Here is an 11,858-nt window from a genome sequence, read left to right as displayed (position 1 = left end):
GGGCCGGGCGTGGCAGCCACCGAGGATTCAACCGGGCGTTCCTGAGACCGCCGCCCCACCCCGGATGAGAGGCGGCTGAGAATCGGCGGCCCGGAAAGATCACGAAACGGATCGGCTGCGACACGAAATGGTCGTGGTATCAGAAATTTCCGCGGGCGAGCTAGTAGCATCCTCGACGGCGGTTCGCACGATCGGTGACATCTCGACCCGTTCACATCTCAGCACGGCGACATCTCGGCACGTTGACATCCCGGCACGTTGACATCCCAGCACGTTGACATCCCGGCACGTTCTCGAACACGACGTATTCGGAGCACGCTGACATCGAAGAGGGGTACGGCTGTGAGCACGGTTCTCTCTGCGGCACAAGACTTCTACGGCACGGTTCTGGCCCAGGTCGGCAACCCGACCCCCGAGGCGCCGCCGATGTCGGACAAGATCCTGCAGATGACCCGCTATTTCACCTGGTTCGTGCTGCTCTCGGGCATCGCGGCCATCACCTTCGCCGGTGGCCGCTTCGCGTGGGAGAAGTGGAGCGGCGGCGCGTTGCAGTCACCGAAGATGGTGGCGGGCGCGATGCTCGGCGGTGCGGTCGCCACCAGCGCGGGCACCATCATGAACGCGGTCATGGGCGGCTGAAACCGCCCGCGCGATCCGTCAGCCCAGATCGGCGGGGTCGGTGTTGGCCCCGCACAACACGACACAGACGCGTTCGCCCGGCGCGGGCCGGTAGGCGCCCGATTCCAGGGCCGCGAGCGCGGTCGCGGCGGCATGCTCGACCGCGAGACGCCGTTCGGCCCACAGCCCGCGCCGCGCCGCGACGATCTGCTCGTCGGGCACCAGCACCGACACCGTGTCGGCCTGCCGGGCGGCGGCCAGCGCCAGCTCGGTGACCCGCCGGGCGCCCAGCGCGTCGGCGGCGATCGAGTTCACCTCCACGTCCACCGGTTCGCCCGCGGCCAGCGCGGCGTCGAGGGCGCGGCAGCGCTCGGGCTCCACCGCCACCGTCCGCACCCCGAGCTGCGCGGCCGCGGTGGCGATGCCGGCGAACAGCCCACCGCCGCCGACGGCGAGCACCACCGTGTCCAGTTTCGGTATCGCCTGGTGGATTTCGGTGAGCAGCGTGCCGGCGCCGGCCGCGATCAGTGGATCGTCGTAGGCGTGGGACATCAGCGCGCCGGAGTCGGCGGCGAAGTCACGGCAGGCCGCCAGCGCGTCGGCGTATTCCGCGCCGACCAGCCGCACCTCGGCGCCGTAGCCGCGCAGCCGCTCCACCTTCACCGTGGGCGCGGTGCGCGGCAGGAACACCGTCGCGGGCACGCCCCGGCTGCCCGCCGCCCACGCGCAGGCCAGTCCGGCGTTCCCGCCCGAGGCGATGGTCACCCCGGCGGCGGGCATGGTGCCCGCGAGCCGGTGGGCCTCCACGAAGTTCTGCGCGCCGCGCGCCTTGAACGAGCCGGTGTGCTGGAGGAACTCCAGCGCCAGCCAGCACTCACCCGGCGGTTCGGCCGGGGCGACGGTGACCGGACGGATCAGCCCGGCGATCCGTTCGGCGGCGGCGTCGACGTCGATAACGGTCGGTTCGATCGGCACCCGCCGATTCTGTCACCGGCCGTGCGCGCGCAATTGATAGAGCCCCTTGGTGACCGCCACCGTCTTGCCGTCGGTGTCGGTGACGACCGCCTCCAGCGTGAAATCGGCCTTGCCGTTGGCCGCGGCGTCGGCCTCGATGCGGGCGATCTCCTCCTCGGTCAACGAGGCCTCCGCGCGCAGATCCGACTTCGCCATCCCCACGAACGCGATCTCGAAGCCCTTGACCAGCGGGTAGTAGGCGGAGCTGTCGAAGGTGACCAGCGCGATCGCACCGCCCAGGATCTCCGCGACGGTGAACTGCACGCCCGCGTAGATCACGCCGAAGTGGTTGCCGTTGCCTGCCAACGGCACGGTGGCGGCGGCGAATCCGCGCCGCGCCTCGACCGCCTTGATGCCCATTTTGGCCGCGATCGGGATCGTGTACTCGAGGGCGCCGTTGATGACGTCGGCGAACGCGGGGGCGTCCTCGGTGCTGCTGTCGGTCATCGTGGAGTCCTTTCGATGGCGCGGTCCGCCTCACCCGGGGCGCGCGTCCCCGACAAGCCGGTCCCGCTCACGGTGCGGGCGGGCGACCTCAGATTAGGGAACCGGTCGCCCGGTCGGCAATCGCGGCGCGGTCGCCGCCGCTAGGCTCGGTCTCGTGGCCGACACCGCGGGTGCGTATCGCGAGCGACCGTCCCGGCTGGACGGGGCGGTGCTGTGGACGCGCACGGTCGGGCCGGGGGAGTCCGTGCCCGTGCTGCCCGACGGCTGCATCGACCTGCTGTGGCGGGAGGGGACGGTGATGGTCGCAGGTCCCGACACCGGGCCGCACCACTCCGACAGCCCGCCCGGCACCCGGTTCGCCGGACTGCGCTTCTTCCCCGGCAGTGCGCCCGCGCTGCTCGGCGTGCCCGCCGACGAACTCCGGGACCGCCGTGTCGACCTCGTCGACCTGTGGCCCGCCGCCCGGGTGCGCGCCCTGGCGGCCACCGTGCACGCGGCCCCCGACCCGGCCGACGGCCTCGAAGCGCTCGCCCTGCGGCTGGCCGCCGACAGCGGCCCGCCCGATCCGCTGCTGCGTGCCGTCGTCGCCACGCTCGCGACGGGTGCCACGGTGGCCGAGACCGCCGACACGGTCGGCCTCGGCCCTCGCGCCCTGCACCGCCGCAGCCTGTCCGCCTTCGGCTACGGGCCCAAGACCCTCGCCCGCATCCTCCGCATGCACCGTGCCCTGTCGGCGGCGCGCCGCGGAATGCCTTTGGCGCAGGCGGCCTTCCACGCGGGCTACGCCGACCAGGCCCATTTCTCCCGGGAGGTCACCCAGTTGGCCGGTGTGCCGCCCGCCGTCCTGCTCGGCATCCGGTAGCGGGCCGGCCGATCGCGCTCAGGGCAGTGGCGCATAGAGGTCGACGCCGTTCCCGTCGGGGTCGTTCACCACGGCGTAGCGCTGGCCCCACACGGCGTCCCAAGGCTTCAGCTCGCCCGCGTATCCGGCCGCGGTCAGCTCGGCATACAGCGCGTCGACCGCGGCCGGGTCGGCGCAGCGGAAGGCGAGGCCGATGCGGCCGCCCCCGCGGGTGGGCTGCCAGTCGGGGTGGAAGGAGCGGATGGTGTCCTCGGTGTCCAAGGCCAGCCGCATACCGCCCGCCAAGGTGGCCTCCACGTGCGGCTGGTCCTCGGATCCGGCGGGGAACTCGAGGCCGAGCCTGCGGTAGAAGGCAAGGGATGCGGCCATGTCCGAGGTGATGATGCCGACGACGTCCAACTGTGCGCTCATACCGTCACCGTAGGGGTGAGGGCGGCCGCCGGTCTTGAACGAATCGGACGTCAGGGGGTGTGCGCGGGCACGAGTTCGCCGATGAGGTTCTCCACCAGGATGCGGATGCGGTCACGGATGGTGCGCACCACCTCGATGGACTCGCCGCACGGGTCGGGCAGCACCCAGTCGCGGTAGCTGATGCCGGGAAAGAACGGGCAGGCGTCGCCGCAGCCCATGGTGACCACCACGTCGGAGACGCCGACGGCCTCGTCGGTGAGGGGGCGCGGCGCGCGGCCGGAGATGTCGATCCCGACCTCGCGCATGGCGGCCACGACGGTCGGGTGCAGGGCCTCGGCGGGCGCGCTGCCCGCCGAGTGGGCGTCGATGCGGTCACCGGCGAGGGCTTCGAGGAACCCGGCGGCCATCTGCGAGCGGCCGGCGTCGTGCACGCAGACGAACAGCACACGGGGCTTGTGGGCCATCGATACGCCTTTCGGTGGGGCGGGTGGTGCGTAGCCGGACGCGTCCCCGCGGTGGACGCGGACGTGTCGCGGCGCGTGCCCGCCGAGCGGCTCGGGGGCGAAACGCTGTCGTAGCGTACGGGATACAACGAAAACCGCCGCGACCGAACGGCCGCGGCGGTTTCCGGCGATCGATACCGCTCAGATCGGACGCTTCTGGATCACGGTCCGCAGCCGCGCGCGGTCCCGCTCGAGCTTGCGCGCCTCGTAGGCGATCGGGAAGTACCGCACCCGCTCCGGCAGCAGCGGCACCAGCCGGGCGATGAACCAACCGAGCACCCGCAGCTTGCGTTCGTCGGACTCGGTCCAGGTCAGCCCCAGTTTGCGGCGGGCGGGCTCGGGTGTGGTGCCGACGGTGACGAAGTACTGCATCCGCCCGATCGGGTCCACCAGCACCTTCCACAGCGGCCACAGGAACCGGGGCAGCTGCTTGGGCGGGGCGACCGAGCGGATGGTGCGCAGGTAGTCGCGCGCGGTGCCGGTGGCCTGCAGGTGGTTCTCGACCACGTCGTCGAAGAACTTCTCGAACTCCGCGTAGTCGGCGGGGATCTCCTTGGGCGCCACCGAGAAGTTGCGCATCAGCTGCAGCGACTCCTCGTAGTACTCCTGCTTCTCGGCCTCGGTGAGCGGGCGGCGGCTGAAGTACTTGGCGTTCTTGGTGAACGCGAAGGTGCCGGTGTGCAGCACCCAGGCCCACGGGAACGAGGCCAGCGCCTTGTGCTTGAAGCCCGAGGCGTCGGTGGTGTTGAGCGAGGCGTGCATGCTGCGCAGCCGGTCGGCCTCGGCCACGCCCTCCTCGCCGCCGTAGACCCACATCATCACCGAGGACAGGCTGCGCACGGCCCGGCCCATCGGGTCGGTCCGGAAGGTCGAGTGCTCGTCGACGACGGCGGAGATGGTCGGCTCCATGGTCTGCAGCAGGAAGGCCGAGCCCGCGGTCAGGGAGAAGGTGATCAGGCCGGTCTCGTCCCACATGCGGGTGCCGGGCTGGAACGGACGGCGGGGTGGCAGCGCGGGCCTGGGGGCGGTCTCGACTGCGGTGGACGCGGTCATCACGATCTCCTTTGATCGACCGGGTGTCAGGACGATGAGATAATTAGCATAGCAATCTCTCATCCTCTTGGCTTCCCCGAACGTGTCCGCCCACACCCCGCCCGCACCCACCTAGGCTGGCGGCATGACCAGGCAATGGCGCACCCGCTCGGGCCGGATCGGTGTCCTCACCGGCGCGGGCATCTCCACCGACTCCGGCATCCCGGATTTCCGCGGCCCCCGCGGGGTGTGGACCGAGGACCCCATCGCCGAACTGATGTCGACCTACGACCAGTACCTGTCCGACCCGGACCTGCGCAGGCGCTCCTGGCTGGCCCGCCGCGCCAACCCCGCCTGGCAGGCCGAACCGAACGCCGGGCACCTCGCGCTGGTCGACCTCGAGCGGGCGGGCCGGGCGGTCACGATCATCACCCAGAACGTCGACCGGCTGCATCAGCGCGCCGGCTCCTCGCCTCAGCGGGTCGTCGAGATCCACGGCAACATGTTCGAGGTCGTCTGCGTCGGCTGCGACTACGAGACCGGCATGGCCGACGTGCTCGCCCGCGTCGAGGCGGGCGAGCCCGATCCGGCCTGCCCGGAGTGCGGCGGCATCCTCAAGGCCGCCACCATCATGTTCGGCCAGCAACTCGATCAGCGCACCATGACCAAGGCCGCGCTGACCGCCCAGACCAGCGACATCTTCCTGGCGATCGGCACCTCGTTGCAGGTGGAGCCGGCCGCCTCGATGTGCGCGCTCGCCGTCGACGCGGGCGCCGACCTGGTCATCGTCAACGCCGAACCCACCCCCTACGACAGCATCGCCACCGAGGTCGTCCACGAGCCGATCGGCACCGCCCTGCCCCGGCTGGTGAAGGAGATCCTCGACGCCTGAACGGTGGTCGCCGGATGCCCGGTCAGGACGGGATCGGTCCGAGCACGCGCGCCAGATACTCGTTCGCGAACAGCCCTTCGGGGTCGAACCGCTTGCGCACCTGGGCGAATCGATCCCAGTGCGGGTAGCGCTCGCGCAGCGTGTCGGCGGTCTGGAAGTGCCGCTTGCCCCAGTGCGGGCGGCCCTGATACCGGTCGAACACCGCCTCGCACGCGCGGAAGAACGGCTCCCACGCCATGCCGCGGTACTGGTGCACCGCGATGTAGCAGGTCGCCCGGTCGCCCGCGGGGGAGAGCAGCGCGTCGTCCGGCGCCACCCAGCGCACCTCGATCGGCATCGGCGTGTCGAAACGGGCGGCGATCTCCTTGATCGCGCGGATCGCCTCTGCCGAATGTTCGCGCGGGATGGCGTATTCCATCTCGGTGAAGCGGATCAGCCTGGGCGAGGCGAACACCCGGTAGGAGCGATCGACCTGGCGACGGTAGCTGCCGGCGTAGGCGGCGGCCCGGTGGATCCACGGGATGGTGCGCGGCTGCGCGCGGCCGAGCCGGCACAGCGCGTCGAAGGTGTAGTTGCTCAACACGATGTCGGCCAGCCAGTCGACCGCCTTCGCGCGCGGCTGCTCGGGCAGGTCGACCCGATTGTTGCGCTTGGTCATCGCCAGCGGGCTGTGCCCGAACATGTAGAACTCGAAATGCTCGTTGCCGTCGACATAGGAGTCCAGCTCGGCGAGCACCTCGTCGACCGGCACCGGCCGCTCGATGCCCTCGAGCACGAACGAGGGCACCAGCTGCAGCGTCACCGCGGTCACCACGCCGAGCGCGCCGATGCTCACCCGTGCCGCCCGCCATGCCTCGGCGTCGTTCTCGGCACTGACCTCCACGCGGGTGCCGTCGGCGCGCACCAGCTCGATCGAGTGCAGCGCCGCGGAGATGTTCTGCAGGGTGGCGCCGGTGCCGTGGGTGCCGGTGGCGGTGGCGCCCGCGATGGTCTGCACGTCGATGTCACCCAGGTTCGGGAAGGCCAGGCCGGCCGCGTGGGCGGTCGTGCTGATCGCGTTGAGGGTGGCGCCCGCCTCCACCCGCACCAACCCGGTGCGGGCGTCGAGTTCCAGCACGCGGTTCATCCCGGACAGGTCGAGCAGCAGTCCGTCGGTGAGCACGGCGTCGGTGAAGGAATGGCCCGCTCCCGCCACGCGCACGGTCCGGCCGCGCGCGGCGGCGTCGGCGAGGAGTTCGGCCACCTCGTCAGGGTTGCGCGGAGCGGCGACCCGCGCCGGCGCGCAGTGCTGATCGCCTGCCCAGTTCACCCAATTGGTCATGTGTCCAACTGTAGGGGATGGGTGTGACGCCCGCTACCCCGGGCGCACCCTCGGCTATCGCCGACGGCCGACGCAGGAGTGGTCCTTGGCCCGCTCGATCTCGTCCTCGGTCATCGCCCGCACGGTCAGCGGCATCCGCGGCGCCGCGCCCGCGCGCACGCCGTTCAGCGCGATGGCCGCATATCGTTGCCACACCTCGGGATTGGCGGGCTTGGCGAAATCGGCGATGGCATCGATCATGTGCACCAGCGCGAAGAAGTCGGACGCCTCGATCTCCGGTTGCAGCATTCCGGCCGCCCGCGCGCGGTCGACCACGGCCGCGATGGTCGGCTTGATCCGGTCGCGGAACTGGGTGAAATGGTCCGGGTCGTCGTGCAGTTCCAGCATCACTTCACTGAACCCGCGGTTGTCGGCCAGGTGCCGGCACGCGTACTCGAAGAACTCCACCAGCCCCAGCCACGGGTCCTCGTGGGCGGCCGCCTGCTCGGCCGCGACGGCGAAATCGCGCATGTTCTGCTCGAACACCTCGGCGATGAGTTCGCGCTTGTTCGCGAACCGCCGGTACACCGTGCCCACGCCGACGCCCGCCCGCTCGGCGACATCGTCCAGGGTGATCTCGAGCCCGTGATCGGCGAACAACTCGCGCGCGGCCGCCACGATCCGTTGCTGGTTGCGCGCTGCGTCGGCACGCAGACGCCGGGGTGGAGAGGGTGCCGCGGCCTGTTTCACACGTCCCATGCTAGCAACGGCGGGGCTTAACCGGAGACGTTCTCTCCGGTCCGATTCGGTGCGACAGCCGGGCCCGGACGGTTGTGCCGAAGGTTTGCCGGACCGTTCCGGACGGCCCGGAAAGCGGCCGATACGATGACCCGGGCAGTGGGTCGGCGCGGGAGGAGAACAGCAGATGAGCGCACCTGCGCGGGTACCGCCGCTCGATCCCGCGGTGCTGCTCGCGATCTCGCTCGGCGGCGGCCTCGGCGCCCTGCTGCGCTACCTGATCTCGACCTGGTGGCCCACACCGCCGGGGCACGTGCCGTGGGCGACCTTCGTGGTGAACGTCACCGGATGTTTCGCCATCGGCGTCCTGATGGTTCTGCTGACCGAGGCGTGGGTAACCCATCGACTGCTGCGCCCCTTCGCCGGCGTCGGTTTGCTGGGTGGTTTCACCACCTTTTCGACCTACGGCCTCGAGATTCGTACACTGCTCGAATCCGGTGCGGTGCTCGAAGCGCTCGGCTACCTCGCGGGCACGGTCCTGGCCGCGCTCGCCGGGGTGGTGCTCGGCACGGGTGCGGCGCGGTGGGCAACGGGCGCGGCACGACGGTGACCCGGGCACACCGCCCGCGGTGGTTCGACGACGGCACGACGGAAGGGGGTCGGATGACCGGCCGACGGTCCGCGGAGGTGAGCGGGTGAACATCGCGCTCGTCCTACTGGGCGGCATGCTCGGTGCACCGGTCAGGTACCTGATCGACCGCGCCGTCACCGCACGGATCGATTCCCCGCTGCCCCTGGGCACTTTGACCGTTAACATTGTCGGTTCGGCGGTGCTGGGCGGTCTGATCGGCGCGAGCGCGAACGGGTGGCTGCTCACCGCGGCGGGCACCGGATTCTGCGGCGCGCTGACGACCTTCAGCACGTTCGGTTACGAGACCATCCGGCTGGTCACCGACGGCGCCTACGGATACGCGCTGGGCAACGTCGTGATCAGCGTGGCGGCCAGTGTGGGCGCGGTGTACGCCGCCGTGTCCCTGACGAACTGGGTGACGCCATGATCCTGATGACGAGCCGGGCGCAGCCGACCTGGAAGGGAGACCCGAGCATGGCCCACGATCGAGCCGGGCGTCCCGCGCGCGCGAGCGACCTGGACGACATCGCGCACCTGGTGACCGCCTACTTCAGCCGCGTGCCCGATCCGCAGGATCCGGCACAGCGAGTGGTGTTCGGCACCTCGGGACACCGCGGGTCCAGCCTGGACTGCGCGTTCAACGAAGCCCACATCCTCGCCATCACCCAGGCGATCGTGGAATACCGTGCCACGCGCGGCATCACGGGCCCGGTCTACCTGGCCCGCGACACCCACGCGCTGTCCGAGCCCGCCTGGACCACCGCCCTCGAGGTGCTGGCGGGCAACGGCGTCACCGCCATGATCGACGCCCGCGACCGCTACACCCCCACCCCGGCGCTGAGCCACGCCGTGCTGCGGCACAACCGCGGCGGCACCAAGCACCAGGCCGACGGCATCGTGGTGACCCCCTCGCACAACCCGCCCCGCGACGGCGGCTTCAAATACAACCCCCCGCACGGTGGTCCGGCCGACACCGGCGTCACCGACGCCATCGCCGCCCGCGCCAACGAACTGCTGGCCGACGGGCTGACAGGGGTGCGTCGCGCCACCTACCAGCAGGCACTGGCCACCGGCGTCGAACGCTACGACTACCTCGACCACTACATCGCCGACCTGCCGAATGTGCTGAACCTGGACGCGATTCGCGGCGCGGGCATCCGGCTCGGCGCCGACCCGATGGGCGGCGCCAGCGTCGACTACTGGGAGGAGATCGGCCAGCGCTACGACCTCGAGCTCGAGGTCGTCAACCCGTTCGTCGACCCCACCTGGCGTTTCATGACCCTCGACAGCGACGGCAAGATCCGCATGGATCCCTCCTCCCGCTACGCCATGGCCGGGCTCGTCGCGATCAAGGACGACTACGACATCTCCACCGGCAACGACGCCGACGCCGACCGGCACGGCATCGTCACCCCCGACGGCGGCCTGATGAACCCCAACCACTTCCTGGCCGTCGCCATCGAATACCTGGTCGCCAACCGGATGGGATGGGACGCGCTGACCAAGATCGGCAAGACCGTCGTCACCTCGTCGATGGTGGACCGGGTGGTGAGCGTGCTCGGCCGTCAGGTGCACGAGGTGCCGGTCGGCTTCAAATGGTTCGTGCCCGGATTGTTCAGTGGCAGTCTCGCTTTCGGCGGCGAGGAGAGCGCGGGCGCGTCGTTCCTGCGCATGGACGGCACCGTGTGGACCACCGACAAGGACGGCATCCTGCTGGCCCTGCTGGCCGCCGAGATCGCCGCCGTCACCGGCCAGACCCCCTCGGCCCGCTACGGCGAACTCGAGCGCCGGTACGGCAGCCCCGCCTACGCCCGCATCGACGCACCGGCCGGCGCGGAACAGAAGAAGCTGCTTTCGCAGTTGACACCGGACATGATCACCAGCGAAGAGATCGCCGGCGAGCCGATCACCGCCGTGCTCACCCGCGCCCCCGGCAACGGCGCGCCCCTGGGCGGGTTGAAGGTGACCACCGAGAACGCCTGGTTCGCGGCCCGGCCCTCCGGCACCGAGGACAAGTACAAGATCTACGCCGAGTCGTTCCAGGGCCCCGAGCACCTCGCCCAGGTCCAGGCCGCCGCCGAGGAGATGGTGGGCAAGGCGCTCCAGCCGTGAGCGGCTGTACCAGGTCGGGCGGCCGCGGGCTGCCCGGCGAGATCAAGGTACTGGTCGGCGCGGCGTTCGTCATCGCGCTCGGCTTCGGCCTCGTCGCGCCCGTGCTGCCGCAGTTCGCGCGCAGCTTCGGCGTCGGCATGGCGGCCGCGTCGGCCATCGTCAGCGCCTTCGCGCTCATGCGGCTGCTGTTCGCGCCGTTCAGCGGGCAGCTGGTGCAGAAGCTGGGGGAGCGCTGGGTCTACCTCGGCGGCCTGCTGATCGTCGCGATCTCCACCGGCGCCAGCGCGTTCTCCCAGACCTACTGGCAGCTGCTGGTGCTGCGCTCGCTCGGCGGCATCGGCTCCACCATGTTCACGGTGTCGTCGCTGGCGCTGGTGATCCGGCTCTCGCCGGTCGAGCAACGCGGCCGGGTGTCGGGACTGTGGTCGACCAGCTTCCTGATCGGCTCGGTCAGCGGCCCGCTCGTCGGCGGCGCACTGGCCGGACTCGGCCTGCGGGCCCCCTTCCTCATCTATGCCGCCGCCCTGCTGGTGGCCTCCGGCATCGTCTACGTGAGCCTGCGCCATTCGCAGCCCATCGCCGCCGAGAGCGGCGGCGACCTGCCCGTGCTCACCTTCCGGCAGGGCCTGGCAAAACCCGCCTACCCCGCGCTGCTGTGGACGCACTTCGCCAACGGCGCGGCCGTGTTCGGCGTGCGGATGGCGTTCGTGCCGCTCATCGTGGTCGAGGTGCTGGCCCAGCCGCCCGGCATGGCGGGCGTGGCGCTCACCGCGTTCGCCGCGGGCAACGTGGCCGTGCTGTTCGCGTCCGGCCGCTTGTCGGACCGATTCGGCCGCCGCCCGTTCCTCATCGCCGGCGCCCTGGTGTGCGGCATCGGCACCGTCGCGATCGGCTTCGCCCCCGACCTGATCTGGCTGCTGGCCGCCTCCGTGGTGGCGGGCCTCGGTTCCGGCATGCTCACCCCCAGCGAGCAGGCGGCCCTGGCCGACATCATCGGCGCGAAGGCCCGCGGCGGCCCCATGCTGGCCGGCTTCCAGATGTCCGCCGACCTCGGCACCGTGCTCGGCCCCGTCCTCATCGGCGCCGTCGTCGAGGCCACCTCCTACGGCGTCGGCCTGTCCATCACCGGATCCCTGCTGTTCGTCGCCGCCGCCATCTGGCTGTTCGTCCCCGAGACCCTCGCCCGCCCGGCCACCCGCACCGAACCACCGGCCGTCCCCGACGACGACGCCGAATATCAGCTGGCCCACCGCGCCGCCGAGGACGACACCGACCGTCGCTGACCGCAGACCCCAGCA

14 protein-coding genes are annotated in these 11,858 nt (G+C 71.0%); 7 read left to right on the top strand and 7 right to left on the bottom strand.

The features are described 5' to 3' along the window. The first annotated feature begins 342 nt into the window (after positions 1–342). Positions 343–639 carry a hypothetical protein gene (locus CRM89_RS15700; RefSeq protein WP_011211000.1) on the top strand — a complete coding sequence of 99 codons (297 nt, stop codon included), beginning with the start codon at positions 343–345 and terminating at the stop codon, positions 637–639. Between the two features lie 18 nt (positions 640–657). Here the strand turns inward: CRM89_RS15700 and CRM89_RS15695 are convergent, their stop codons facing one another. After that, the gene (locus tag CRM89_RS15695) at positions 658–1,593 is read right to left on the bottom strand and encodes a threonine/serine dehydratase (RefSeq protein WP_082668816.1); all 936 of its coding nucleotides are present in this window, start codon (positions 1,591–1,593) and stop codon (positions 658–660) included. A gap of 12 nt (positions 1,594–1,605) precedes the next feature. Then, positions 1,606–2,079, bottom strand: a complete 474-nt coding sequence (locus tag CRM89_RS15690; RefSeq protein WP_011210998.1) for a YiiD C-terminal domain-containing protein — start codon at positions 2,077–2,079, stop codon at positions 1,606–1,608. A gap of 154 nt (positions 2,080–2,233) precedes the next feature. Here CRM89_RS15690 and CRM89_RS15685 point away from each other — a divergent pair, with 154 nt between their 5' ends. Next, complete coding sequence (locus CRM89_RS15685; protein ID WP_098084686.1) at positions 2,234–2,941, top strand: helix-turn-helix transcriptional regulator; 708 nt, start codon at positions 2,234–2,236, stop codon at positions 2,939–2,941. 18 nt (positions 2,942–2,959) lie between these two features. Here the strand turns inward: CRM89_RS15685 and CRM89_RS15680 are convergent, their stop codons facing one another. The 3 genes from CRM89_RS15680 to CRM89_RS15670 form a co-directional block, all read right to left on the bottom strand. Further along, complete coding sequence (locus tag CRM89_RS15680) at positions 2,960–3,352, bottom strand: VOC family protein (RefSeq protein ID WP_172964518.1); 393 nt, start codon at positions 3,350–3,352, stop codon at positions 2,960–2,962. Positions 3,353–3,402: 50 nt separating this feature from the next. Continuing rightward, a complete protein-coding gene (locus tag CRM89_RS15675) occupies positions 3,403–3,816 on the bottom strand; it encodes an arsenate reductase ArsC (RefSeq protein ID WP_098084680.1) in 414 nt (137 codons plus the stop codon). A gap of 180 nt (positions 3,817–3,996) precedes the next feature. Next, on the bottom strand, positions 3,997–4,908 hold the full coding sequence (locus tag CRM89_RS15670) for an oxygenase MpaB family protein (RefSeq protein ID WP_098084678.1): 912 nt from the start codon (positions 4,906–4,908) through the stop codon (positions 3,997–3,999). 124 nt (positions 4,909–5,032) lie between these two features. Here CRM89_RS15670 and CRM89_RS15665 point away from each other — a divergent pair, with 124 nt between their 5' ends. Beyond that, entirely contained in the window at positions 5,033–5,779 is a 747-nt protein-coding gene (locus CRM89_RS15665) for a Sir2 family NAD-dependent protein deacetylase (RefSeq protein ID WP_060594681.1), read from the top strand. 22 nt (positions 5,780–5,801) lie between these two features. Here CRM89_RS15665 and CRM89_RS15660 read toward each other — a convergent pair whose 3' ends face one another. Both CRM89_RS15660 and CRM89_RS15655 read right to left on the bottom strand, forming a co-directional pair. After that, a complete protein-coding gene (locus CRM89_RS15660) occupies positions 5,802–7,100 on the bottom strand; it encodes a D-arabinono-1,4-lactone oxidase (RefSeq protein ID WP_098084675.1) in 1,299 nt (432 codons plus the stop codon). A gap of 54 nt (positions 7,101–7,154) precedes the next feature. Further along, entirely contained in the window at positions 7,155–7,838 is a 684-nt protein-coding gene (locus CRM89_RS15655) for a TetR/AcrR family transcriptional regulator (protein ID WP_011210991.1), read from the bottom strand. 166 nt (positions 7,839–8,004) lie between these two features. On the opposite strand from CRM89_RS15655, the gene crcB reads away from it, so the two are divergent. The 4 genes from crcB (at position 8,005) to CRM89_RS15635 (ending at position 11,843) form a co-directional block, all read left to right on the top strand. Further along, positions 8,005–8,427, top strand: coding sequence for a fluoride efflux transporter CrcB (crcB, locus tag CRM89_RS15650; RefSeq protein WP_098084673.1), 423 nt, complete (start codon positions 8,005–8,007; stop codon positions 8,425–8,427). Between the two features lie 85 nt (positions 8,428–8,512). Continuing rightward, positions 8,513–8,875: a CrcB family protein gene (locus CRM89_RS15645; protein ID WP_041560351.1), complete on the top strand. Its 363-nt coding sequence runs from the start codon at positions 8,513–8,515 to the stop codon at positions 8,873–8,875. Between the two features lie 47 nt (positions 8,876–8,922). Beyond that, the gene (gene pgm, locus CRM89_RS15640) at positions 8,923–10,560 is read left to right on the top strand and encodes a phosphoglucomutase (alpha-D-glucose-1,6-bisphosphate-dependent) (RefSeq protein WP_076573833.1); all 1,638 of its coding nucleotides are present in this window, start codon (positions 8,923–8,925) and stop codon (positions 10,558–10,560) included. Then, positions 10,557–11,843 carry an MFS transporter gene (locus CRM89_RS15635; RefSeq protein ID WP_098084670.1) on the top strand — a complete coding sequence of 429 codons (1,287 nt, stop codon included), beginning with the start codon at positions 10,557–10,559 and terminating at the stop codon, positions 11,841–11,843. Before pgm ends, CRM89_RS15635 begins: the two co-directional genes overlap by 4 nt. The last annotated feature ends 15 nt before the right edge of the window (positions 11,844–11,858 follow it).

The sequence above is a fragment of the Nocardia sp. FDAARGOS_372 genome (genome assembly GCF_002554515.1).
GTDB lineage: Bacteria > Actinomycetota > Actinomycetes > Mycobacteriales > Mycobacteriaceae > Nocardia > Nocardia farcinica.
The sequence above is the reverse complement of the archived record's forward strand: the minus strand, read 5'-3'. Positions and strand labels throughout refer to the sequence as shown.

Coding starts and splice junctions, on each gene's coding strand:
- CRM89_RS15665 (WP_060594681.1), top strand. CDS start 5,033: ATGACCAGGCAATGGCGCACCCGCTCGGGCCGGATCGGTGTCCTCACC.
- CRM89_RS15655 (WP_011210991.1), bottom strand. CDS start 7,838: ATGGGACGTGTGAAACAGGCCGCGGCACCCTCTCCACCCCGGCGTCTG.
- CRM89_RS15660 (WP_098084675.1), bottom strand. CDS start 7,100: ATGACCAATTGGGTGAACTGGGCAGGCGATCAGCACTGCGCGCCGGCG.
- CRM89_RS15670 (WP_098084678.1), bottom strand. CDS start 4,908: ATGACCGCGTCCACCGCAGTCGAGACCGCCCCCAGGCCCGCGCTGCCA.
- pgm (WP_076573833.1), top strand. CDS start 8,923: ATGGCCCACGATCGAGCCGGGCGTCCCGCGCGCGCGAGCGACCTGGAC.
- CRM89_RS15690 (WP_011210998.1), bottom strand. CDS start 2,079: ATGACCGACAGCAGCACCGAGGACGCCCCCGCGTTCGCCGACGTCATC.
- CRM89_RS15675 (WP_098084680.1), bottom strand. CDS start 3,816: ATGGCCCACAAGCCCCGTGTGCTGTTCGTCTGCGTGCACGACGCCGGC.
- CRM89_RS15680 (WP_172964518.1), bottom strand. CDS start 3,352: ATGAGCGCACAGTTGGACGTCGTCGGCATCATCACCTCGGACATGGCC.
- crcB (WP_098084673.1), top strand. CDS start 8,005: ATGAGCGCACCTGCGCGGGTACCGCCGCTCGATCCCGCGGTGCTGCTC.